Below are 25,393 nucleotides of genomic sequence, written 5' to 3'. Positions count from 1 at the left end.
CTAAATAACAAACAATATTGCTAAAAGATTGTCGTTTATACTAGTGCGAGAGCCAAAATCAGTATACTATGACCAATCTATACTCTCGCTTTAGCGTTTCTTTTATTTTCATTTTATTTTTTAGTGGTGTAACATTTGCACAAAACTTGATTTTGAATCCAAGTTTTGAGAGCTTTAAAGACTGCCCTGTCAATATGGCTAATTTTGATGCTTTGTTAGAAGATGTTTCCTTGCCGACCTCTAGCTCTGGTGATTATTTTAATAAGTGCGCCTCAAACGATTTTAACGTTCCGTCTAATTTTAAAGGTGAACAAGCAGCTAGTGATGGCGCTGGCTACATTGGTCTTTATTTTTATGCCTTAAATGATTATAGAGAATATATTCAATTGAATACGGCTAAGACCTTAAGAGAAAAACATCCATATAAAATATCATTACAAGTAAGTTTAGCTGAACATTCAAGTTTGGCTTTAAAAAATATGTCCATCCTTTTAACTAATGCTAGAATTAGAGTGCCAAATAGTGCGGCACTAACAAGTTCTAGAATGGATTTGCAAGAAGGAATTGAATTCTATGAAGTTTCATTAAAGGCTGACAAATCTTTATCGAGTAACGATGGCTGGGTTACTTTAACAGCAGAGTTTGACGCCAAAGGTTTTGAAAACCATATGATAGTTGGCAACTTCAGAAACAATGAGGATACTGAGTTATTAAAAAGTGACCAAACAATAATACCAAGTGACTTTTCATATTATTATGTAGATAATTTAGAGCTAGAAGAATTACCTCGAGTAAATTATGAGAAAGACAAAATATATGTTTTAGAGAGTAAGCCATTTGAACCCAAAGGCTATGAATTAGACGACGAAGCGATTGCAAGTGTTAAAAAGATTTTTAAGTTTTTAAAAGAGAATGCTGATGTGCAAATGAAAATCACTGGGCATTCTAATGAGGCGGGAAATCCTGAATACAACAAGTTTGTATCTTCATTAAGAGCAAGAGCTGTTGCTTTATATCTAAAAAAACTAGGAGTAAACGATGATCGTATCGTTTGGGAAGGTGTTGGTGAAACCAAGCCTCTCAGAAATGGTAAGTTAAAAGAAAACCAACTTAAAAAGCGTCAGGTTGAGTTTGTAATGACAAATTTTGACAACCAATAATAGACGCTGACCAAACCTAATTAATGAACTAAAGGTTCATTGATAAACTGAAAGTATGACTGAAAGATTATCTTTCGTCTTGGTTCTTTGTTTTTCGATTTTACCCTTAACTGCCCAAAACTTGGCGGTCAATGGTGGTTTTGAAGCATATTATGCATGCCCTACAATGATAGGGAATCTTTCAAATGATAGTAAAAGTTTAAAAGCACCAACAAAAGGCTCTACCGATTATTTTAATATATGTGGAGCAAAAGATGTAAGTGTTCCCAATAATTTTAATGGTTCACAAGAAGCTTTTGAAGGTAATGCATATGCAGGTTTATATCTTTTAAGTCCTAATGATTACAGAGAATACATTCAGTTCAAGTTAAGTTCTAAATTAGAAAAGGGTAAATTTTATAAAGTCTCTTTACGTTTGAGCTTAGCAGAAATATCTGCCTTGGCCATACAAGAGGCTTCTGTGCTGTTAACTGAAAATCCATTAAATCTTGATACCAATAAAAATCTCTCTCCAAGGCGTTTAGATAGGTTTAAAGTGAATAAGTTTTCATACATCAAATTAAAAGTAAAAGGTACTATTTTTGATAGCGATAAGTGGTCATTAGTAGAAGCTGAATTTCAGTCAAAGGGCTATGAGGAATACTTGACTTTTGGCAATTTTAAAGACGACAGATATTCTAGAACTATAAGGTTGAATAAAAATGAGCCGAATCAAAAGAACCTTTCTTACTACTATATAGATGATGTTACCCTTACAATTAGTAACAAGCAAAAATTTGAAATCAACAAGCCTTTTGTTCTGAATCAATTACAGTTTGAGTTTGATGATTTTAAGCTAACTGAAAAAGCAAAAAAGGAAGTTCAAAAAGTATACGCTCATTTGCGTAGAAACCCAAAAGTACAACTAGAAATTTATGGGCACACTGATGATTTGGGTTCTGAGAATTATAATAAATACTTGTCTTCAAGAAGGGCAAGGTCTGTAGCACTGTACTTGCAGGAACTCGGTCTCAGCGAAAAACGCATTACTTGGGAGGGAAAAGGGGATAAGGCCCCATTGCACTTAGGTACTTCTGATAAAGAGCGTGATGCCAATAGAAGAGTTGAATTCGTTATTACAAAATTTGAAGACCATTAAGGCATAAAAAGGCTCAAACCAAATCCGTATTTTTGGACAAAGCCTTAGTATGATTCGTTATTTCATTACCTCCGTTATAATATGTTTAGTTTGTCTAGTAGGATGTAAAAATTCTAACAAGAATTCTGAAATTGCCGAAACTGAAAATTTAGATTCCCTTTTTGCAGATTACCAAACTTTTAAGCTTGAAATCAATCCTATTGAAGCTACTAAAGCAGGTTATGCGATATATAATGATACTATTGCAGATTATATTTCAGATCATTATCAAGCCTATTTGTTACGGCAGTATAACGACTTTTTGAATCGTATTAAAAAAGTTGATACCAGTAGTTTGAACGAGACACAGAAAATAGCCCTTGGGGTAATGGAGTGGGATTGTGATATTAAAAAAGAAGGGCTATTGACACCCTTAACCATTATTACTTCTCCTATTTATAACCTACCAACACTAGAGCTTTTTCCGCTAGGTCAAATTCAATCATTGCATTTATATGTCGCGCAGTTAGCAGGTGGTGCAAGTGTGCACCCTTTTAAAACTCCAAAAGACTATGACGATTGGTTAGATCGAATTGAAGATTATTTAGAGTTTTTGGATACTAGTATAAATAAAATGAAAGAAGGTGTTCAAAGTGATATTGTTTTACCAAAGGCGTTGGTGGTAAAAATGATTCCGCAATTAGATGATTTTATTTCAACATCGATTGATGATCACTTGTTTTACCAACCCATAGTAAATATTCCCAATGATTTTAATGAGGCAACTAAACAGAGGCTTTCGTCTGCCTACAGCAAAGTTATTTCAGAAAAGGTGATACCTAAGTACACAGCTTTAAAGTCGTTTTTAGAAGAAGAATACTTGCCAAAAGCCAGAACAACCTCTGGTATTAATGCTTTAGTTAATGGTATAGAAACCTATGATTATTTAATACGATTGCATACTACTACAAACATGACTGCCGATGAAATACATGAGTTAGGTAAAAGTGAAGTTTCAAGGATAAGAGGTGAAATGGAAGTGGCGATGACCCAGGTAGGTTTTAATGGTGATTTGATAGCATTTTTTGAACATGTTCGTTCCAATAATGCATTGAAGCCCTTTCAAGAACCGCAAGAAGTTATCTCTTATTTTAAATCAATAGAAAAAAATATAGATGCCAAGCTAGATTCCGTTTTTAACTTGAGACCAAATGCGGGTTTTGAGGTTCGGCGAACGGAAGCTTTTAGAGAGGCATCTGCTAGTGCGGAATATGTACCAGGTTCTAAAGATGCTAGCAGACCAGGAGTATTTTATGTGCCAATCCCAGTTGTAAGTGAATTTAATATATTGACTAGTGAAGCTTTATTTCTACACGAGGCGGTACCAGGGCATCATTTTCAATTGTCTTTGCAGCAAGAAAATACGGATTTACCGGAGTTTTTACATCCTGAAAGTATGGGAGTTTTTGTTGAAGGTTGGGCTCTCTATGCTGAATCTTTGGGTAAAGAGCTAGGCTTGTATAAAGACCCATATCAGTATTTTGGAATGTTGAGCATGGAAATGCACCGAGCAATTAGATTGGTGGTTGATACAGGTATTCATGCAAAAGGCTGGACAAGAGAACAAGCCATTCAATATTCCTTAGAGAATGAAGCAGATTCTGAAGCAGGTATTACTGCTGAAATTGAACGGTATATGGCAACACCTGGGCAGGCCTTATCTTATAAAATAGGCCAATTAAAAATTAGAGAACTCAGAAATAAAGCGGAAGAAGTTTTAGGTGACGATTTTAATGTGGGCGATTTTCATGACCAAATTCTGAATTCCGGTAGTTTACCGCTTGTTTTGTTGGAGGAGAAGATTGATAGATGGATAGCTACAAAAAAGAAATCCGACTAATTTTAATTCAGATTAGGATATTATTAAAAATAAAAAACCCCCAAAGCCAATGCTTTGGGGGTTTAATTCTTTAGAGAATGATTCTTAAAACATTACAGGAGTAGCAACTCGAGTTGTTCCCCAGCCCATTACTAAATGTGCTCCACCATCAACTTCTTTAAAAGCAATAGAAAAAGCTTCTACCGATTCTCCGTCAGTTGATGAAGTTGAAGTTACACGAACAACATCAGCTCCTTTATCGTAAGTGTAAGCTCCCCATTGGTTTAAATTAGTATTTAAAATGACTGTCCACTCACCCTCACCTGGTATGGTGAATAATGAATACGTACCAGCAGCTACTTTTTCACCGCCAAAGTTAACATCTTTGTAAAAGGTAACCTCTGCAGCTTCGTTAGCACCAGTTCTCCAAACTTTTCCATTAGGAGCTAAATCAGCAATAGCACGACCTTTTAATTGTGGTCGGCTATAAATAACTCGCGCAGCTTTGTCAGACTCTTTATAACTAGATGGAAAAGAAGCAATATCAGCAGGACTCTTATCTAATCCGCTAAATTTTTGTGCTGTCGCCTCGGTAGTGAAAACTAAGGCTAATGCAAATAATACAGGTAATAATACTTTTTTCATTTTTAAAATTTTAGTTGAACTCAAAAGTAGCTTGTATATGTATGCTACATTTTTAAAGAGTCGTTAAAATTTGCTCAACTTTCAATGTATATGCTTGAATCATTAATATTTTAGAAAATTATTACATTTTTATCATATCAATATTCTATTTGTAACAAAATGTAACTAATAATAAATATAAGCTTTTAATATATGATTTAAAATGAGATTTTTGTTTCATAATTGTTATTAAAGATAAGTTATGTGCGGAATTGTATGTGCGTTTGATGTAAAAGAAAGTACCGAGGTACTTAGACCACAATTATTAGAAATGTCTAAAAAAGTTAGACATCGTGGTCCAGATTGGAGTGGGATATTTGCCGATAAAAATGCCATTTTAGCTCACGAACGATTGGCTATTGTTGACCCTGCTTCGGGTAAGCAACCATTGTTTAGTGCTAATGGAAAATTAGTGCTAGCAGCAAATGGAGAAATATACAATCATAGTGAGCTTAGACAACAGTTTGATGGGACCTACGAATTTAAAACCCAATCGGATTGTGAGGTTATTTTAGCATTGTATCAAGAAAAAGGTGTCGATTTTATAGATGAACTGAATGGTATTTTTGGTTTTGCTATTTACGATACAGAAAAGGATGAATACTTTATAGCCCGTGACCATATGGGTATAATTCCACTGTATATCGGATGGGATCAAAATGGTACCTTTTATGTGGCTTCTGAATTAAAAGCTTTGGAAGGTACTTGTACAAAAATTGAACTATTTCCTCCGGGGCATTACTTGCATAGTTCAACCGGTGAATTTGTTCGATGGTACCAAAGAGATTGGATGGAGTATGATGCTGTTAAAGAGAACCAAACTAGTATTGATGAAATTCATGATGCTTTGGAAGCGGCTGTAAAAAGACAATTGATGTCTGATGTACCTTACGGTGTGCTACTTTCAGGTGGATTAGATTCTTCAGTGACTTCTGCTGTTGCCAAAAAATATTCTCAAAAAAGAATTGAATCAGGCGATACAAAAGATGCCTGGTGGCCACAACTACACTCTTTCTCCGTTGGCTTAGATGGCTCACCAGATTTGGCTGCGGCTCAAAAAGTAGCAGACCATATTGGAACAGTCCATCATGAAATTAAGTTTACTATTCAAGAAGGTTTAGATGCTATTAAGGATGTGATTTATAATTTAGAAACCTATGATATAACAACGATAAGAGCATCCACACCCATGTACTTAATGGCTCGTGTTATTAAGTCAATGGGTATTAAAATGGTCTTATCTGGTGAAGGTGCCGATGAACTTTTTGGTGGATACTTGTATTTTCATAAGGCGCCAAGTCCGAAAGATTTTCATGAAGAAACAGTTCGTAAATTAGATAAGTTACATATGTATGATTGTCTTCGAGCGAATAAATCTTTAGCTGCATGGGGTATTGAAGGCCGTGTTCCATTTTTAGATAAAGAGTTTATGGATGTTGCTATGCGTATTAACCCAAAAGACAAGATGATTAATGGGGAGCGAATGGAGAAATGGGTTGTTCGAAAAGCTTTTGAGTCATATTTGCCAGAAAGTGTTGCTTGGAGGCAAAAAGAACAGTTTTCTGATGGTGTAGGATATAGTTGGATTGATACTTTGAAAGAGGTAGTTGCTGAAGCTGTAACGGACGAACAGTTAAAGAGTGCGAATTATAGATTCCCTATTCAGACCCCAACTTCGAAAGAAGAATATTATTACCGTTCTATTTTTGAAAACCATTTTCCTTCAGATGCAGCTGCTTTAAGCGTACCTCAAGAGCCTTCAGTGGCTTGTAGTACGAAAATCGCTTTAGAATGGGATGAAGCATTTAAGAACATGAATGACCCTTCTGGTAGAGCAGTTGCTAACGTTCATGATGATGCTTATGTAAAATAAGGCCTAAGTTTAAATAAACTTGCCAGCAAACCTACCCTGAGTCAGTTCTCAGGGTTTAATAAGAGTATTTGGGTTTTGAATCCAAATTTTTATTCATTTTAATTAGTCCGTGAGAAGCACCTTTTAAGGTGCTTCTCTAGTTAAACACCCCATATTTCTTAGCCTATAACTGAGTTTTTAAAGCTCAATTTAGAACCTAAAAATTGGTGGATAATTTTCCACGATCATTTGTTGATAACTTAGATTGATGAAGCGCCTGAAACCCTTAATTTCATTAGGGATTGGTTATATTTGTAAGATTTGAAATTTTCAAAATAATTCAGTTTAATTATGAGCGAAGAAGCAAAGAAAAATCAATATTCTGCCGATAGTATTCAAGCCCTTGAGGGTATGGAACACGTGCGCATGCGTCCTTCCATGTATATTGGTGATGTAGGTACGAGAGGATTGCATCATTTGGTATATGAAGTTGTCGATAATTCTATCGATGAGGCTATGGGTGGTTATTGCGATACCATTGATGTTACTATTAATGAAGACAACTCTATTACGACAAAAGATAACGGTCGTGGTATACCGGTTGGTCTTCACCAAAAAGAAGGTGTTTCTGCTCTTGAAGTAGTAATGACGAAGATTGGTGCTGGTGGTAAATTTGATAAAGATTCTTATAAAGTTTCGGGTGGTTTACATGGTGTTGGAGTTTCTTGTGTAAATGCACTTTCTAGTCATTTAAAAGCTACGGTTTTCAGAGAGGGTAAAGTATGGGAGCAAGAATATGAAAGAGGAAAGACGCAATATCCAGTAAAAAGTGTTGGAGAGAGTAAAGAAACAGGTACCGTTGTAACCTTTACTCCGGATGACACCATTTTTACTCAAACCACAGAATATAATTATGATACTCTGGCCAATAGAATGCGTGAGCTTTCTTATTTAAATAAGGGTATTACCATCACCTTAACTGATAAGAGAAATAAAGATGAAAAAGGTGAATTCATATCAGAGACCTTTCATTCGGATGAAGGTTTAAAAGAATTTATACGTTTCTTAGATGGAACAAGGGACCCGCTAATTCAAACGGTCATCTCCATGGAAGGAGAGAAGAACGGAATTCCCGTTGAGGTTGCTATGATATACAATACTGGATATTCTGAAAACCTGCATTCCTACGTAAATAATATTAATACCCACGAAGGGGGTACACATTTATCAGGTTTTAGAAGAGGACTTACAGGTACTTTAAAAAAGTATGCAGATAACTCTGGTATGCTTGATAAGTTAAAGTTTGAGATTTCAGGTGATGATTTCCGTGAAGGATTAACAGCTATTGTTTCTGTTAAAGTTGCTGAACCACAGTTTGAAGGGCAGACTAAAACTAAATTGGGTAACAGAGAAGCTACGAGTGCAGTAAGTCAGGCAGTTTCAGAAATGCTTACTGATTATTTAGAAGAGCATCCTGATGATGCTAAACAAATTGTAGAAAAAGTTAAACTGGCGGCTCAAGCACGTCATGCTGCGGCGAAAGCTCGTGAAATGGTCCAGCGTAAGAATCCGATGAGTGTCGGTGGATTACCTGGAAAATTATCCGACTGTTCTGAGCAAGACGCAACAAAATGTGAGGTGTTCTTAGTAGAGGGTGATTCTGCGGGTGGTACAGCAAAGCAGGGTCGTGACAGAATGTTTCAAGCGATTTTGCCCTTGAGAGGTAAGATTCTTAATGTTGAAAAAGCCATGCAACATAAAGTTTTTGAAAATGAAGAAATTAAAAATATATATACCGCATTAGGGGTAACCATAGGTACCGAAGAGGATAGTAAGGCATTGAATCTAGAAAAACTGCGCTACCATAAAGTAGTAATCATGTGTGATGCCGATGTTGATGGTAGCCACATTGAAACTTTAATTCTGACTTTCTTCTTTAGATATATGCGTGAATTAATTGAAGGAGGACACGTTTATATAGCAACTCCGCCGCTTTATTTAGTAAAGAAAGGTGCTAAAAAGCGCTATGCTTGGGATGATAAAGAACGAGATGATATTGTTGAATCTATGGGAGGCGCAGCAGGTATTCAACGTTACAAGGGTCTTGGTGAAATGAATGCTGAACAATTGTGGGACACTACAATGAACCCAGAGTTTAGAACTTTAAGACAGGTAACTATTGATAACGCCACTGAAACTGACCGAATATTCTCTATGTTAATGGGTGATGAAGTACCACCCAGAAGAGAATTTATTGAGAAGAACGCTATCTATGCCAACATTGACGTGTAGGTTCAGCATACATAACACTAATTTCACAACAAAAACTCGCTCCTACAGGGCGAGTTTTTTAGTTTTAAAGAAAATTAGTACAAAATGAAAATTAAAATAGGTATTGCGTTTTTGTTATGTTCTTTTGTAACGAACGCACAAAACTTGAATGATCTTTTAGTTGCCGGTTTAAATGATGCAGAACGTTTTGCAAATAGTTATTTGGCACCAGTAACTGAAGCAGGCATTTATAGTGTTTCTAATGGATGGTATAATTCAGCAGATGCAAAGCCTTTAGGTGGCTTTGAAATTTCACTTGTTGGTAATATTACAGGGTTCAAAAACAAAAATGACAAGAAGACATTTATTTTAAATACTGCAGATTACGAAAACCTAACATTTGATGATGGGAGTGCCTCAAGACAAGTATCAACTGCACTTGGTGATATTGATGGTATAATTGTGAATGTAAATGCGACTATTGAAGGTCAAGTGGTGAACGAGCAATTTGAGTTACCTAAAGGAATTGGTGATGATATTAGTTTTGTACCCACAGGCTATATTCAAGGTAGTGTTGGTTTGATAAAGGGATTAGAAGTAAAAGCTAGGTTTTTACCTAAAATCGATACTGACGATGTTCAAATTGGTTTATTTGGAGCTGGATTGCAGTATGATTTCACTAAAATGTTGCCAGCTGATAAATTATTGCCTGTAGCTATTTCAGCTGTAATAGGGTACACTAATTTAAATGGTGAATATGATTTTACTGAAACAGGGGCAATTGCTGGTGAGAACCAACGAATTGATGCAAATATTACTACTTGGAATTTTAGTGCAGTAGTATCTACAAGAAAAATTCCTGTAATAAATTTTTATGGAGGATTAGGCTATATCGTGGGTAAATCTGAGACAGATTTATTAGGACGATACGAAGTTGCAACAGTGTCAGGCGTACCAATTGTTTATAACGACCCTTTTTCTATAACCAATGATGTGAGTGGAGTTACCGCAAATGTTGGTACTAAAATTAAACTAGGCTTTTTTAGAATAAATGTAGATTATAATATCGCTGAGTTTAGTACACTAACAGCAGGTATCAGTTTCGGTTTTAGATAAAAAGAAACGAATTTTTTTAAATAAAAAAAGCCTTGCTTAATATGTAGCAAGGCTTTTTATTTTCATATAGGGAAATGTTATTCTCTTAGTGCGAAAATACCACCATCGGCAAACTCTAACTGTTCAGGATCATCATCCATATTTATAATAACTGTAGTGTCTTCAATAGATTCCTCTCCATAAACAATGGAGTAAACGCCATTGTCAACGGTCCATTTGAAATCTGTAGAAAATGTAAGAGTTTCTTGAGAGTACTGGTGATATCTTCCTAAATAAGCATCGTTAAAAATCCATTCTTCTTTTTCAATAGAAGAACTCATTCTATCTTCAACGGCGCTAATCTCGGTTTTTGACCATATTCCTAATACTGGATCATCGTTCTCAGGTAACCGAGTACAGTTACTCACAGAAATTAGGGTAATAATAGCCAATAATGAAAAGAACTTTTTCATAAGTAGGTAATTCGTAAGGTTTGGGATTAGGCTAACGAGATTTATGAATCGAGTATTGTAAAAATTCGACGTATTGCAGTTTTATGTCGATTTCTTCGTTGAACACCACATTTTTTTAACATTTGACAACTTTTTTATCTAACTAATTCTCTCTGAATTATGATTTTTTTTGTAAAATAAAAGGTTAAAAATTTGCTATTTTTGCAGTCATTATAAAAATTCAAAAACACTATAATATGAAAGTAACCGTAGTAGGAGCTGGAGCAGTTGGGGCAAGCTGTGCTGAGTATATTGCCATCAAAAATTTTGCTTCTGAAGTTGTGTTGTTAGATATTAAAGAAGGATATGCTGAAGGTAAAGCAATGGATTTAATGCAAACAGCTTCATTGAACGGCTTTGATACTAAGATCACTGGTAGCACCAGCGATTATACTAAAACAGCTAATAGTGATATTGCTGTAATTACATCAGGTATTCCACGTAAGCCAGGTATGACTCGTGAAGAGCTTATAGGTATCAATGCAGGTATTGTTAAAACGGTTTCAAAAAGTTTATTGGAGCATTCGCCCAATGCTATTCTTATTGTGGTGAGTAATCCTATGGATACCATGACTTATTTAGTACACAAAACAACCAACTTGCCAAAGCATAAAATCATTGGCATGGGTGGAGCATTAGATAGCGCACGTTTTAAGTATCGTTTGGCAGAAGCCTTAGGGGCTCCTATCTCAGATGTGGATGGTATGGTAATTGGAGGACATAGTGATAAGGGTATGGTGCCATTAATTGGTCATGCAGCAAGAAATAGTGTTAAGGTCTCTGAGTTTTTAAGTGAAGATCGCATGCAGCAAGTTGTTGAAGATACGAAAGTGGGTGGGGCTACACTGACAAAGTTATTAGGTACCAGTGCATGGTATGCTCCAGGTGCAGCAGTTTCAGGCCTTGTTCAAGCAATAGCTTGTGACCAAAAGAAAATATTCCCATGTTCAACTTATTTAGAAGGGGAATATGGATTAAATGATATTTGTATTGGTGTGCCTGTTGTTCTTGGTAAAGGAGGTATCGAAAAGATTGTAGATATTGATTTGAGCGACGCTGAAAAAGCTAAAATGCAAGAGAGTGCTAAAGGCGTTACTGCTACTAATGGTCTTTTAGAACTATAGGAGCTTAATATCACCTATTAAAAAATTAAGAAAAGAACCTTTGTAATGTAATTACAAGGGTTTTCTTTCTTTCTTTTTATATTTGCCGCTATGAATTCAAAATGGTACGTGAGTACTTTAGTTATTATTATAGCCTTAATAGGGCTAAATCAGGGACAAACTAAGGTTGCTAATCAGCAAATTGTAATACAATTTACTGATGAGGAAACAACTTTAGAATCTTCTTATGATGAGGTCTTGGTAACCATTACCCAAAAGTTACAAGACCTAGGCATTACTGATATTGAAATAATAGAAGATGATGATGCACAATTAAGTATCCGTTACTATAGTGATATTGATGCCATAAGCGTTAAAGAATTCCTTTCTAAAAACCCCGAGTTATTACTTACTTACACGGATGCAGATAAACTGCCTTTAGACGATTCAGAAAATGATTTTCCTGAGAATTGTAGTCTAGTAGTTTCTGACCTTCAGCAACAAACTAATGATGGGTTTCATAAAAATGGGAAACTGGCCTTTGAATTAAAGCAGGAGTACAATAGATTTTCCAACCCGGTTGTCTTACATTTTGATGATAAAATAAGTTTAGAGCAAGATGCTATTGTAGCTATTGCTTATAAAATAAATAGAGATATTGTAATTGCAATAACGAATACCTCACATACTATTCCACAAGTAAGGGCAGGTCCATGTATATTATGGAATTGCCAAAGTGTTTGTTAATAATCTTCTACTAATTACCAATGCCCTTTCATAAAAGTTATAGTTTAAGAATTAAAACACTTAGCGTAAATAAATAATATTAATCAATATAATTAAAAATAAAAGATGTTTTGTAGTTAGTATAGCTATAGAATATTTTAAACTTAAATTAATAATAAAATGCAAAATAAAGGACTTATAAAGCTTTTTGCATTCCTTTTTGGTTTGGTAAGCATCTATCAACTTTCCTTCACGTTTATAGCAGGGAAGTCAGAAAGTGATGCGGAAAAATTTGCCATTAGCCAAATCTCGGAAGCTGAAGATGATTATGTAACCAAGCGAGAAGATTTAGAAACGTCATATTTAGATTCAATCGGGAGTGATCCAATATTGGGCTATACGAGCTATGATGATGCTAAAAAATGGGAATTGAACAAGGGACTTGACCTTAAAGGAGGTATCAATGTTACTCTTCAAATTTCAGTTAAAGACATACTTAAAGGTTTAGCTGATAATACAAGAAACCCAATTTTTAATAAAGCACTGGCTGATGCAGACATGGCTTCTAGGAATAGTGATGATACTTATCTTGAATTATTTTTTGAAGCTTTTGATAATATTAAAGGGGATACTAAATTAGGTTCTCCTGATATTTTTGCGAATAAAACACTTAGTGATGTCATCAACTTTCAGATGTCTAATGATGAGGTGAAACCTATCATAAGAACAAAGATTGATGAATCTATAGAATCTGCTTTTGAGGTACTACGTGAACGTATTGATGGTTTCGGGGTTACTCAGCCTAATATTCAACGAGAAGGTAATTCTGGTCGTATACTGGTTGAGTTACCGGGAGCAAGAGATATTGCAAGAGCTCAAGAGTTATTATCTAGTACAGCACAATTGGAGTTCTGGGAGACTTATCCTCAAAATAGCCCAGGAATTTCACAGTTCATCTTTAGTGCTAATGAACGTTTGCGCGATATTTTAGAACCTAAAGAAGAAGTAAAAGATACACTTGCATCTGCCGAATCTGAAATTGATTCTTTATTGTCAGATGTGGCACAAGATTCTTTGGATTTAACGGCAGAGTCTAACCCTCTTTTAAGTAAATTATTACCAGCTGGTAACAATGCAATCGCTCAAGTAGCTATTGCTGATACGGCTGAGGTTGGGTCATATCTTAGAATGCCTGAAATAAGAAGACTTTTACCCGCAGATGTGCAGTTTGTAAAATTTGCATGGGAAAGATTAAGTCGTGATAGTGAATCTGAATTGGTTGGATTATTCGCATTGAAATCTAATCGTGACAAGGTGCCAGCTATGAGTGGTGACGTAATAATTGATGCGGCCTCTGAAATTGATCCTTATTCAAACAAACCAAAAGTTACCATGGTTATGAATACTCGTGGTGCTAAAGAATGGGAAGATGTAACAGGTGAGGTATTCAAAAACCAAACTGGTATAGCGGTTGTTCTTGATGAAAAAGTTTATACGGCCCCAGGAGTTTCAAGAGGTGCAATTTCTGGTGGACGTTCTGAAATAACGGGAGACTTTACTTTAGTTGAGACTAAAGATATTGCAAACGTTCTTCGGGCTGGTAAACTGCCAGCATCTGCTGAAATTATTCAATCTGAAGTCGTTGGACCGTCATTAGGTCAAGAAGCAATTGATAGTGGTTTCATGTCCTTTATGATAGCAATGGCTTTCGTATTGCTATGGATGATTTTTTACTATGGTAAGGCAGGTATTTTTGCTGACATTGCTCTAGTTTTCAACATCGTATTAATTTTTGGAGTATTAACTAGTCTAGGTGCTGTATTAACATTACCAGGTATAGCAGGTATCGTTTTAACTATAGGTATGTCGGTTGATGCGAACGTACTTATTTTTGAACGTATTAAAGAAGAATTAGAAAGAGGTAAGGGCAAAGCCCAAGCTGTTGCCGATGGTTTTAGTAATGCTTTGTCATCCATTCTTGATGCCAACATAACTACAGGTTTAACTGCGGTTATATTATTCATTTTTGGATCTGGTCCAATTAAAGGATTCGCAACAACCTTATTAATAGGTATTGTAACTTCATTATTTACTGCAATCTTTATTACGAGATTATTAGTGGATTGGTATATATCTAAGAAAGGCAGAGATCTTCAGTTTTCCACAAGCATGACTAAAGGCTTGTTTAAAAATATGAATATCAATTTCCTGGGCAAAAGAAAGATTGCATATATTATATCGCTAGTTCTAGTTGGAATTGGTGTATTCTCATTATTTACAACAGGACTGCAACAAGGTGTAGATTTTGTGGGCGGTCGTTCATATCAAATTAGATTTGACCAACCGGTGAATCCTTCTGAAATAGCTTCAGATTTAAACGTTGTTTTTGGAAGTGGAACCAATGTGAAGACTTTTGGAGAATCTAACCAGATTAAAGTTACAACACCTTACAAGGTTGATGTAGAAGGTATAGAAGTTGATGCGGAGATTCAAGATAAATTATATACATCATTGCAAAAATATTTACCTGATGGAACTTCATTTAATGATTTCACAGTAGGTGCTTCTGAAAAATCCATTGGTATTTTACAATCCGTTAAGGTGGGTCCAACTATCGCAGATGATATTAAAAAGAATGCTTTTTGGGCTATCATAGGCTCACTTGCAGTAGTTTTCTTATACATCTTACTAAGATTTAGAAGATGGCAATTCTCACTAGGCGCAGTTACAGCAGTCTTTCATGACGTTTTAATTGTATTGGGTATATTCTCTTTAACAGGTGCAATAATGCCTTTTAACATGGAGATTGATCAAGCATTCATTGCTGCGATACTTACTGTAATTGGTTATTCTTTGAATGATACCGTTGTAGTTTTTGACCGAATTCGTGAGGTTGTAGGCCTAAAAGGTTGGAAAAATGGCGATCATATTAATGAAGCTTTAAATAGTACTTTGAGTCGTACTTTGAATACGTCTTTAACTACATTAATTGTACTCTTAGCGATATTTATTTTTGGCGGTGAATCACTACGAGGATTCATGTTCGCTATGATAGTAGGTGTAATAGTTGGTACTTACTCATCTGTATTTATCGCGACTCCAATTATGTTTGATGCCTTAAAGAAGAAAATTTCTTCAGGTCAGGAATAAGATAACTAACTAACTCAATAGAAGAGCCATTCAGCAATGAATGGCTTTTTTTATCACTACATTGAGCTAAATGTTACTTTATTCTCAAGAGTTAAGAGATGAATAAGTTTTGGCGACGTCTCTAATTACATCTAACAAGTAATCAGTAGTTTCTCTTGTTTTTCTATGGTTAATAAAACATGCTCTAATCGCGTATTGTCCTTTTAATTTTGTACCCATAATAAATACCCTACCATCTTTTTCAAGTTCAGGCATGAGTCTTTGATTAAAATCGATAATCTCACTTGGATTAGTCATATTGCCTTTGAACCTAAAACAAGACACTGCAAGTTTTGAATCTGCAACTAACTCAAAATCATCGGACTTTTTAATTTGTTCATTTAGATAATTGGTCAAATCAATATCTTTTTGAATCATCGCCTTAATCCTTTCCATCCCATAAGCTTTTATTGTCATCCAAACTTTAAATGCTTTTGCATTACGTGATAATTGAAAGTAATGTTCATTAAATTCTAATCTTTTTCCATCATTAGAAAGTTCTGTATCTAAATATGGTGCTGGTTTGTAATAGGTTCGTTTAAGGTTATTCCAATTTCGAACAATAGTACAGCCAGCCTCAAACGGTTGATAAAGCCATTTATGAAAATCTAAGGCGATAGAATCGGCTCGATCCAAACCTAGATATTCTTTTTTAAGGCTATCTAAAATACCTGCGAGTGCGCCGTATGCTCCGTCAATATGGTACCAAAGTTCATAGGATTCAGCAATGTCTGCCAACGCATTCAAATCATCAATAGCACCTGTATTTACTGTGCCAGCATTCCCGACGATACAGAATGGTTGATAACCAGCGCTAATATCTTCTTCAATTTGATTTTTTAAAGCAGTTAAATCAATCTGAAATTCAGAATTAGTTTTAATTTTCCGCAAATGATTACTACCTATACCTAAGAGTTCAACGCTCTTATCTATGCAACTATGAACCTCTTCCGAAGCATAAACGATAAAAGGTTTTTGACCAAAGACCCCCTTTTTTCTAATACCCTCTTTTTCAAAAAATATATTTCGACCGACAGTTAAACCTGTAAGATTTGCCGCAGAACCTCCACTCACCAAAACGCCGCCTGAATCTTCAGGAAATTTTAGTAGTTCAGCTGTCCAGGCAATGACTCTTTTTTCGATTTCGTTCATTGCCGGCCCCAGATGCCATTTAGTTTGATTTTGATTAATTGTAGTAGCTAGTTGTTCCGCTAATATGGAAACTTGGTTTCCGCCAGACATAACGTAGGCATACATATGTGGTCCAAGATTTCCAGTTGCCGTTCGTAATACTTTTTTGGCTACATCATCTAATAATAATGAAATATCCATTCCTTTTTTTGGAAGACTTTCAACAAACCAATCTTCAACTTCTTGCTGTGGAAAATCATGATATCCTTTTGATTTATCCAAGCCTTGGAATTGGTTTAGTATTAATTCGGTTGTTTGTTCCAAAAGTTTTTTAAAAATTGCCTTGTTAAAGTCTAAGGTTTCTTCTTTAGAGTCAGTTTTAATCTCCATGCTTCAAGTTTTGTAAAATTTGTTGGTCGTGATGCTGAACATGATAAGCTGTAAAATGTAGTATTTCTCTTAGAGTGAATTTACCCATAACAGGATGTGGTAGCATATATAAATCTAACTCAACTTCAGAATAATTTTCGATACCTTTAAAGAGGTTCTGAACCTTGTTCTCTAATTCTTCAAGTTTGTCAATTTTTATTTCGAGGCTAATTTTTTCAGGAGAAAACCTTTTTTCAAGTTTATAATTCGGATTTTGCTTAAGGGTGATTAAATAATCACGTACAATACGTTCATAACTTCTGCTTGATTTTACGGAAAGACCAAATTTCTCTTTTAAAACATACTTTGGAACCTCAAATGCCGCCCTAACTACATTTACAGATTTTAAAATATGATCCAGTTGCTGACCTGCAGTCCATTTTCCATTGGCTACCTTCAAAAAATCCTCATCAGAAAGGGCTTTTATTTTATTTATAAATAACCTGTGATTATCAATAATCAATTTTTTGATTTGATTTTTTACCATATTTAAATTTAAACTATTTGACCAATAGAGCCCTCTTTAGTCATAATAAGCTCATAAATAAAATCTGGATTGATTTCTGCTTCATTTCTATGAGAAACATAAATAATTGCGACGTTTGTTTCTTTGGAGATTTTATGAATAAGGTTTGTAAATAAACTAGCATTGAAATCATCTAACCCAACAGTTGGTTCATCTAAAATAAGTAATGGCGGGTGTTTAATCATTGCCCTAGCAGCCATTACTAATCTTTTCTCACCCATAGAAAGTTTTTGAAAATAAATGTCTTTTTTATGGAGTAAGCCTATGACTTTTAACCATTCTTCAGCAATCCAACTTTCATTTTCAGAAGGTTTTACATAAAGCCCGATGGAATCGTAAAGGCCGGAAATGACCATATTTTTAATACTGTAGTTGCCTTTAAAGGTATCGATTAGACTAGGAGTGAAATAGCCAATATGCTTCTTAATATCCCATACACTTTCACCACTTCCTTTTTTAATTCCAAATAATTTTAGATTTTGACCATAACCTTTATGACTATCACCACTAATCATATTTAAGAGCGTAGATTTTCCGCTGCCATTAGGTCCTATAAGTTGCCAAAATTCACTCTTCTCAATCGTCCAATTAATATGTTTTAAAACAGGTTTGTTATTGAAACTAACACTAACCTCTTTAAATTTAACTAGCTCATTACTATTTATTTCTACGGAATTTAAAGGTTGTGGAATGCTTTTTTGAATTCTAGACTTTAATTGTTCATGTGCACTTATAAAGGTTTCTTCATCTTTATATTGGACTAAATCAGCTTTCTTAAAAGTGAAAAATTCAGAAGGAATTGAAAGTAAATCCTCCAAACGATTAGTTAATTGAATTAAAATAGTTGTTTCAGCGATTTTGTGTAGTATTTCACGCAAATCTTTTTGACTTTGAATATCTAAATTATCGAAGGGATTATTAAGTATTATGTATTCAGGATTTTGATTTAAAATATGATGTAATAAAGCCTTTTTTTGCTCTCCACTACTTAAAGACTTTAAAGACTGAGAAGAACTTGTTAGTTTATTTATTCCGTATTTTTCTTCTTGATTGATAAAACGTTCCATTTCAAAACTTGAAAAGATAGCTCCTCTTTTATTATTCAGAAGACTAAATTGCTCATGATTTTTATTGATAAATCTTGTGATGAACTTTTCAATTCTAGATGTGTTATCAACAAGGATGGCGTAGTGTTTCAAAACTCTATAACTTTCTCAAATGTAACTATTCAACCAATTTATTAGCTATTCGGTAAATATGAACAGGATTGTTTTTGTAGCTGGTCACTTTATCTAGATGCATGCCATTTTTTAGCGCTACTTTTTGTGAAGGAATATTATCTATATGTATTATGGAAATTAAAGTTTTTGAATAGCCTTTTTCAAAAGCAAAAAGTTTGCATTTTTTAGCTGCTTCAAAAGCAAATCCTTTTAACCAATATTCTGGTAATATAGAATACCCTATTTCCAATTCTCTTTCACCATCTACTTGTTGCACCAGTAGTCCACAAATACCAATTAGTTTATTGTTTTTTTTGGATATTAGTGCATTCATACCTCCTTCATTGTTTTCATAACGTTGAAAAATACGATCAAACTGTTGCTGGCAAGCTATTAATGGGTCGCTAGGTAAGCCATCCCAGTATTTTGTCGAGTTTGCGTTATGATAAAAAGGAAGCCATGATTCAAAATCTGCAGGTGTAATTTTACGAAAGTGTAATCGATGACTTTCTTGACCTTCTAACAAGAAATTATTCATTTAGTTTTCAGAATATGTAATACGATCACCTACTTCTAGAAGCCACTTTTCTGAAAGACCAGCATTGATTTCTAGTACATATTGAATAGGTACTTTTGATGACAAACCTGATTCATTAAATGGTTCTGTATGCTCTTGAAAACTAGCTATGTTTTGATTTTCATCGATATAAATAATATCTAAAGGAATTTGCGTGTTCTTCATATAAAATGAATGTACAGCGGGTTCTTTAAAGATAAAAAGCATGCCTTGCTTTTCTGCCATAGATTCTCGGTACATTAAACCTGTTTGAGTTTCATATTCGGTTTTGGCAAATTCAATGTCCAATTGAACTAAAAGGGAATCCGTAGGTGATTTGAAAATTTGCAATTCACCTTCTTTAGTAAATTCTACTGGAGAAGTTTTTATTTCAGTTTTTGAGTTTTCTTTACAGCCAAAAATAACTAGGGTAAATACTATACAGATAATTGAATTAGATAGGAGTTTCATTATTTAGTACTAACTTCATTAGTAGGTCTAAACATAAAGTAAAGTCCAATCAAAATCATAGGAATGCTTAACCATTGTCCTGTTGAAAAAGTTCCCCAAGTTTCTTCAAATCCACCTTGACTCTTTTTAAAATATTCCACGACGAATCGCGCGGTCCAAAGACCAACCATGAAAAGGCCAAACAAGAATCCAGATTTTTGAGATTTATTAGTCTTTAAATAAGTGAACCACATGATGCCAAATAAAAGCACATATAAAAAAGCCTCATAAAGTTGTGCAGGATGACGGTATGGAATGCTCTCAAGTACTTGTGAAAATTCAGGTTTGTTTTCAATAGCTTTATAAGCAGCACTAGCAGTTTTTTCTTTAGTTATTTGCATAGCCCTATAGGATGGCATGTCATCTGAATCTCGAATAAAACGTGTAGCTAAAGCGAAAGACTTATCAACAATATTCCCATTGATTTCAGAGTTAAAAAAGTTTCCTATTCGGATAAAAGCACATCCGATAGTACTTACCACTGCTACACGGTCTAGTAACCATAAAAAACTCATGTCTTTATATTTTCTTGAAAAAAGAAAAAGAGCAATAAAAGCAGCAATTGTAGCACCATGACTTGCTAGACCAGTAAAACCTGTAAATTCAAATTCAGGTACTGTTCTAATTGGTAATAATACAGATAAGGGGTCAGTTGTTAGTAATTCTGATTGATAGAATAATACGTGGCCCAATCGAGCACCTAACATAATTGAGACGACGGCATAAACGAAAAGAGAATCTAGCTTTTCAAGTGACTTGTTCTCTTTTTTGAAAATTTGTTTCATGATGTACCACCCCGCTACAAAGGCTAAAATCCATAATAGATTGTAATATTTTATTTGAATAAAACCAATCTTGAATAGAATGTCATCGGGATTCCAGTTAAAGCCTAAAAAATACATATGATTTGATTTTGAGCTAAGATAAAAATTTGATGCTAGACCGCTTTGATTTTAGTCCTTAGATTTTAGTTTGTTTGTTACAAGTATGAAATGTCTTTGATTTATGATAAAATAAAATTTTATTATCAATTTTCATGGTACAGGATCATAACCTTTTCCTCCCCATGGATTACAGCTAATAATACGTTTTAAAGAGAGCCACCCTCCTTTAAAAAGACCATGTTTTTTTAAAGCGTTGAGAGTGTAAGTGGAACAAGTAGGGGAGAAGCGACAGGTAGCCGGAGTATAAGGTGATATCAATAATTGATAAGCTCGTACTAAAAAAACAAAAGGAGCTATCAGTATTTTTTTCACTTCACTTTATTTTAATTAATTGCGTGGGAATCGAACAACAGACCAAAATCTGTTTAATAGTCATGAATTAAGACTAAAAGTAGTCCCTTCTTTTCCATCTTTTAATTGAACACCTAAAGCTAATAATTCGTCACGAATTTTATCTGAAGTGCCAAAATCTTTGTTAGCACGTGCGTTGTTTCTTAAGTCAATTAAAAGCTCAACAACTCCTGAAAGGGTACCCGAATTTCCTTCAACTATATTCTGATTTTCAAGACCTAAAACCTCGTAAATAAAGGTCTGTAAAATACCTTTAAGTAGTGTTTTGTCTTCTTTAGAAATGCCTTCCTTTTTTTCTTTAATTAGATTGATGTGCTTAACTGCTTCAAATAAATTTGCTATTAATATTGGCGTGTTAAAATCATCATTCATGGCATCATAACAACCTTGTTGCCAGTGTTTAATATCAAAATCAGTTTTAGAACTAGTCTCAAGTTCTTCCAAGGATTTTAAAGCTTCCATCAAGCGATAGTAACCTTTTTCAGAAGCAAGTAAGGCATCATTGCTTAAGTCTAGAATACTAGTGTAATGTGCCTGCATCATGAAAAAGCGCACAACTGACGGATTAAAAGCTTTGCTCAAAATCTTATTATCACCACTAAAAATCTCGTTAGGGTAAATGTTATTGTCGGTGGATTTTGACATTTTTTTGCCGTTAAGCGTGAGCATATTGGCATGTAACCAATAATTTACTGGAGTATGTCCTGTACTAGCTTCGGCTTGCGCTATTTCACATTCATGGTGTGGAAACTTCAAATCCATACCACCACCATGTATATCAAAATTTTCTCCCAAGTATTTGGTACTCATCGCAGTACACTCAAGATGCCAGCCTGGAAATCCATCGCCCCAAGGCGAGGGCCATCTCATAATATGCTGTGGTTCTGCTTTTTTCCAAAGTGCAAAATCTTGAGGATTGCGTTTGTCGTCTTGTGCAGTTAAAGACCTAGTGTTAGCAATCATGTCCTCGAGTTTACGTCCACTCAATTTTCCATAATCATGGTTTTCGTTGAACTTGATGACATCAAAATAAACAGAACCATTGACTTCATATGCAAGGTCTTTTTTTATTATTTGCTTAATGATTTCAATTTGCTCAATAATATGCCCAGTAGCAGTGGGTTCAATGCTCGGTGGTAGAAAATTGAACTTTTGAAGTGTTTCGTGAAAATCTACTGTATAGCGTTGAACTACCTCCATAGGTTCAATCTGCTCTAGTTTGGCCTTTTTAGCAATTTTATCTTCTCCATCATCGGCATCGTCAACCAAATGCCCCGCATCTGTTATGTTACGAACATATCGTACTTTGAAACCAAGATGTTTGAAGTATCTAAAAATCATATCGAAAGACATGAAAGTCCTGCAATTGCCTAAATGAACATTGCTATAAACAGTTGGACCACAAACGTACATGCCAACATATCCCTCTTTAATAGGTTTAAAAACTTCTTTTTTTCCTGAAAGTGAATTGGAGACTTTTAAGACTTGGCTCTTAAATAATTGCATTAAAATTCGGTGTCAAGATTGATATAATCTAAAAATTCACGCCTAAGCGTTTCTTCTTTGAATTTACCACCATATTCGGCGGTTACTGTGCTACTTTCAATATCGCGAATACCTCGAGAGTTTACACAAAGATGTTTAGCATCAATAACACAAGCAACATCTTCAGTGCCTAGAACTTCTTGTAACTCTTTTACAATTTGAATATTCAAGCGTTCTTGTACTTGTGGTCTTTTTGCGTAGTAATCCACTATCCGATTCATTTTTGACAAACCTACTACAGTGCCATTTGAAATATAAGCAACATGGGCCTTACCAACAATGGGCAATAAATGATGCTCACAGGTTGAATAAAGAGTTATATTTTTTTCTACAAGCATTTCATTATACTTGTATTTGTTGTCAAATGTTGATGATTTCGGTTTTCTGTCTGGGTGTAAGCCTCCAAAAATTTCATTAACATACATTTTAGCAACCCTTTTTGGAGTTCCTTTTAAACTGTCATCTTCCAAATCTAATCCTAGGGTTAGCATAATCTCCCTTACATTTTCTTGAATATGACTTATTTTCTCAGTGTCACTTAGCTCAAAGGCATCTTTCCGCATTGGGGTGTCTTGAGAGGATCCAACGTGATCATCTCCCCGTTCTTCATATTGTTCTTCCAAAGTCTGTTCTACTTTCATTTTAAGCTTGATAAGGACCGCAAAGATATACATTAATGGTTTATTTAACATCTGAATTAACGGCTTTGGCAACATAAATTATTGTTAAGGGAAAGGCAATTTTATTTTAGCAATACTCGAACAAACAAGTACTTATGCTTAGGCATGTAATAATATTCTTTTTGTTTCTCATGGCATACCATGCCGCATTAGGACAAATTTCTTCTGAATGTTCTAATGCTATTCCGATATGCTACAATACTCCCATCAATGGTGGTACCATTGGCTACGGTATTGATGACTTTAATGGAGCAGTATCAAGTGGATGTTTAGAAGCAACTACAACTGGGGCAATAGAATCTAATTCTGCTTGGTATCGTTTTAGAGCAAATGCTGCGGGACAATTAGGTTTTAACATCGGTCATGACTCGTCTGAAGATTGGGATTTTGCTCTTTATCAAGCCGCGGACTGTAATAACTTAGGTGAACCGATTCGCTGTAATTTTTTTGATAATAGAGATGAAAATTCTTTTATAGGAATAGGGGAGGACCCTACTGGTGATACTTCTACTTTGCAATATGGAGAATGGTTAATGGTTGAACCTGGGCAAGATTTTTATCTTTTAATCAACAATTTTAGTGATGTTAATTCAGGTTTTTCAATTCAGTTTTCAGGTGATGTTTTTGAAACTAATCCTTATGATGCTTTAGATTGTTCTATTATAAATAATTTGTTAGGCCCACCAATTGCGGCATGTTCTAATGAGGTTGTTGTTTTAGATGCCACAAGCCCTAATGCAACAAATTATGTTTGGTATCAAGATGTTGGTAGCGGTTTTGAAGAGATAATCGGAGAAAACAATGCAACTTATCAGGTTACTCAAAGTGCCATGTATCGTGTTTTAGTAGTAACAACTACAGAACAGATAATTAGTGAAGTACAAGTAGCATTTTTATCGCCCCCGACGACCAATCCTATAATTGATGAGATTACCTGCGAAAATTCGATTGGCTTTGATTTAACTTCTAAGGATAATGAAGCTTTAGGTAATCAAAACTCAGCAGATTACATAGTTAGCTATTATTCATCTCAGGCAGATGCTGATTTGGGTGTAAATGAATTGCCAAAACAATTGATTACTACGCCAGGAATACAAACGATTTTCGCTCGAATAGCTTCTGTGCAAAATCCGAATTGCTTTGATGCCACTGCTAGTTTTGAGCTAAATACATTGATAACCCCTATGCTAGGGACTGATGAAGAGATTTACCTTTGCGATTTAAGTTCATTTGTTACGATTGGTGAAAGTATTCCAAGTATCGAGTTTGAATATTCATGGAATACAGGCGAAACAACACCAGAATTAAATGTTTCACAACCAGGACAGTATATTTTGACTGCAACCTCATCTTTAGCAAATGTCTTTTGCGTACGTACACAAACCTTTACTGTAATTGAGACCGAGCTACCTGAGATTTTGGAGGTTCTATTCAGTGATTTTAGCATTGAGAATACGGTTGAAATTGTGCCTAACGCGTTAGGAGATTTTGAATTTAGAATTGACGACGAACCCTATCAGAGTAGTCCAGTTTTTGAAGGTGTTTTACCTGGGAATCACACCATTTATATGCGAGATTTACAAGGTTGCGCAACTATTATAGAAGAAATTGCGGTAATAGGCTACCTACCTTATTTTACACCTAATGGGGATGGGGTAAATGATAATTGGAATTTAATGGGCATTGAACATTTAAATGACCCTGTTGTTTCCATTTTTGACCGTTATGGAAAAGCATTGAAAACCCTTAATAATTCCAGTAATGATTGGGATGGTACTCACAATGGCGAGCCACTACCAGGGTCGGATTATTGGTTTCAACTATCTTTTATCGATGATAATGGAAATAGAATAAATGCAAAATTTATAGAAAACCACTTTTCATTAAGACGTTAGTGTTGTTTTTAAACTAAT

At 34.8% G+C, this 25,393-nt stretch carries 21 protein-coding genes; 10 read left to right on the top strand and 11 right to left on the bottom strand.

The genetic code is table 11. The features are described 5' to 3' along the window. Positions 1 to 68: 68 nt before the first annotated feature. The 3 genes from RM542_RS11415 to RM542_RS11405 are packed head-to-tail and all read left to right on the top strand — an operon-like array spanning position 69 to position 4,177. Entirely contained in the window at positions 69 to 1,160 is a 1,092-nt protein-coding gene (locus tag RM542_RS11415; RefSeq protein ID WP_311385878.1) for an OmpA family protein, read from the top strand. 55 nt (positions 1,161 to 1,215) lie between these two features. After that, entirely contained in the window at positions 1,216 to 2,298 is a 1,083-nt protein-coding gene (locus RM542_RS11410) for an OmpA family protein (protein ID WP_311385877.1), read from the top strand. A gap of 49 nt (positions 2,299 to 2,347) precedes the next feature. After that, on the top strand, positions 2,348 to 4,177 hold the full coding sequence (locus RM542_RS11405) for a DUF885 domain-containing protein (RefSeq protein WP_311385876.1): 1,830 nt from the start codon (positions 2,348 to 2,350) through the stop codon (positions 4,175 to 4,177). Between the two features lie 84 nt (positions 4,178 to 4,261). On the opposite strand, the gene RM542_RS11400 is transcribed toward RM542_RS11405, so the two are convergent. After that, the gene (locus tag RM542_RS11400; protein WP_311385875.1) at positions 4,262 to 4,801 is read right to left on the bottom strand and encodes a DUF2911 domain-containing protein; all 540 of its coding nucleotides are present in this window, start codon (positions 4,799 to 4,801) and stop codon (positions 4,262 to 4,264) included. Between the two features lie 241 nt (positions 4,802 to 5,042). On the opposite strand from RM542_RS11400, the gene asnB reads away from it, so the two are divergent. From asnB to RM542_RS11385, 3 genes are all read left to right on the top strand, one after another. Beyond that, the gene (asnB, locus tag RM542_RS11395) at positions 5,043 to 6,713 is read left to right on the top strand and encodes an asparagine synthase B (RefSeq protein WP_311385874.1); all 1,671 of its coding nucleotides are present in this window, start codon (positions 5,043 to 5,045) and stop codon (positions 6,711 to 6,713) included. Between the two features lie 330 nt (positions 6,714 to 7,043). After that, positions 7,044 to 8,984, top strand: coding sequence for a DNA topoisomerase (ATP-hydrolyzing) subunit B (gyrB, locus tag RM542_RS11390; protein WP_311385873.1), 1,941 nt, complete (start codon positions 7,044 to 7,046; stop codon positions 8,982 to 8,984). Positions 8,985 to 9,068: 84 nt separating this feature from the next. Continuing rightward, on the top strand, positions 9,069 to 10,079 hold the full coding sequence (locus RM542_RS11385; RefSeq protein WP_311385872.1) for a DUF6588 family protein: 1,011 nt from the start codon (positions 9,069 to 9,071) through the stop codon (positions 10,077 to 10,079). A gap of 77 nt (positions 10,080 to 10,156) precedes the next feature. Here the strand turns inward: RM542_RS11385 and RM542_RS11380 are convergent, their stop codons facing one another. Next, a complete protein-coding gene (locus tag RM542_RS11380; RefSeq protein ID WP_311385871.1) occupies positions 10,157 to 10,531 on the bottom strand; it encodes a lipocalin family protein in 375 nt (124 codons plus the stop codon). 236 nt (positions 10,532 to 10,767) lie between these two features. On the opposite strand from RM542_RS11380, the gene mdh reads away from it, so the two are divergent. From mdh to secDF, 3 genes are all read left to right on the top strand, one after another. Beyond that, positions 10,768 to 11,694 carry a malate dehydrogenase gene (gene mdh, locus RM542_RS11375; RefSeq protein WP_311385870.1) on the top strand — a complete coding sequence of 309 codons (927 nt, stop codon included), beginning with the start codon at positions 10,768 to 10,770 and terminating at the stop codon, positions 11,692 to 11,694. Between the two features lie 90 nt (positions 11,695 to 11,784). Next, positions 11,785 to 12,420, top strand: coding sequence for a hypothetical protein (locus RM542_RS11370; protein ID WP_311385869.1), 636 nt, complete (start codon positions 11,785 to 11,787; stop codon positions 12,418 to 12,420). Positions 12,421 to 12,579: 159 nt separating this feature from the next. Beyond that, complete coding sequence (gene secDF / locus RM542_RS11365) at positions 12,580 to 15,549, top strand: protein translocase subunit SecDF (RefSeq protein ID WP_311385868.1); 2,970 nt, start codon at positions 12,580 to 12,582, stop codon at positions 15,547 to 15,549. Positions 15,550 to 15,633: 84 nt separating this feature from the next. Here secDF and RM542_RS11360 read toward each other — a convergent pair whose 3' ends face one another. From RM542_RS11360 to folE, 9 genes are all read right to left on the bottom strand, one after another. Continuing rightward, a complete protein-coding gene (locus RM542_RS11360; protein WP_311385867.1) occupies positions 15,634 to 17,109 on the bottom strand; it encodes a pyridoxal-dependent decarboxylase in 1,476 nt (491 codons plus the stop codon). Continuing rightward, positions 17,099 to 17,635, bottom strand: coding sequence for a DinB family protein (locus tag RM542_RS11355; RefSeq protein ID WP_311385866.1), 537 nt, complete (start codon positions 17,633 to 17,635; stop codon positions 17,099 to 17,101). The genes RM542_RS11360 and RM542_RS11355 overlap by 11 nt, the downstream gene beginning before the upstream one ends. An 8-nt stretch (positions 17,636 to 17,643) precedes the next feature. Continuing rightward, the gene (locus RM542_RS11350) at positions 17,644 to 18,873 is read right to left on the bottom strand and encodes an ATP-binding cassette domain-containing protein (protein WP_311385865.1); all 1,230 of its coding nucleotides are present in this window, start codon (positions 18,871 to 18,873) and stop codon (positions 17,644 to 17,646) included. Positions 18,874 to 18,898: 25 nt separating this feature from the next. Continuing rightward, the gene (locus RM542_RS11345; RefSeq protein ID WP_311385864.1) at positions 18,899 to 19,432 is read right to left on the bottom strand and encodes a GNAT family N-acetyltransferase; all 534 of its coding nucleotides are present in this window, start codon (positions 19,430 to 19,432) and stop codon (positions 18,899 to 18,901) included. Next, entirely contained in the window at positions 19,433 to 19,921 is a 489-nt protein-coding gene (locus tag RM542_RS11340) for a DUF192 domain-containing protein (RefSeq protein ID WP_311385863.1), read from the bottom strand. After that, positions 19,921 to 20,862 carry a prolipoprotein diacylglyceryl transferase gene (gene lgt / locus RM542_RS11335; RefSeq protein ID WP_311385862.1) on the bottom strand — a complete coding sequence of 314 codons (942 nt, stop codon included), beginning with the start codon at positions 20,860 to 20,862 and terminating at the stop codon, positions 19,921 to 19,923. Before lgt ends, RM542_RS11340 begins: the two co-directional genes overlap by 1 nt. A 132-nt stretch (positions 20,863 to 20,994) precedes the next feature. After that, positions 20,995 to 21,216, bottom strand: coding sequence for a membrane protein insertion efficiency factor YidD (gene yidD / locus RM542_RS11330; protein WP_311385861.1), 222 nt, complete (start codon positions 21,214 to 21,216; stop codon positions 20,995 to 20,997). Positions 21,217 to 21,276: 60 nt separating this feature from the next. Further along, entirely contained in the window at positions 21,277 to 22,761 is a 1,485-nt protein-coding gene (cysS, locus tag RM542_RS11325; RefSeq protein ID WP_311385860.1) for a cysteine--tRNA ligase, read from the bottom strand. After that, positions 22,761 to 23,441: a GTP cyclohydrolase I FolE gene (folE, locus tag RM542_RS11320; protein WP_311385859.1), complete on the bottom strand. Its 681-nt coding sequence runs from the start codon at positions 23,439 to 23,441 to the stop codon at positions 22,761 to 22,763. The genes cysS and folE overlap by 1 nt, the downstream gene beginning before the upstream one ends. A gap of 134 nt (positions 23,442 to 23,575) precedes the next feature. On the opposite strand from folE, the gene RM542_RS11315 reads away from it, so the two are divergent. Beyond that, positions 23,576 to 25,375: a T9SS type B sorting domain-containing protein gene (locus RM542_RS11315; RefSeq protein WP_311385858.1), complete on the top strand. Its 1,800-nt coding sequence runs from the start codon at positions 23,576 to 23,578 to the stop codon at positions 25,373 to 25,375. Positions 25,376 to 25,393: the final 18 nt, after the last annotated feature.

Origin of the sequence: Croceitalea sp. P059 (genome assembly GCF_031846365.1) — a bacterium.
Lineage (GTDB): Bacteria > Bacteroidota > Bacteroidia > Flavobacteriales > Flavobacteriaceae > Croceitalea > Croceitalea vernalis.
This window is presented reverse-complemented; position numbering and strand designations above follow the sequence as displayed.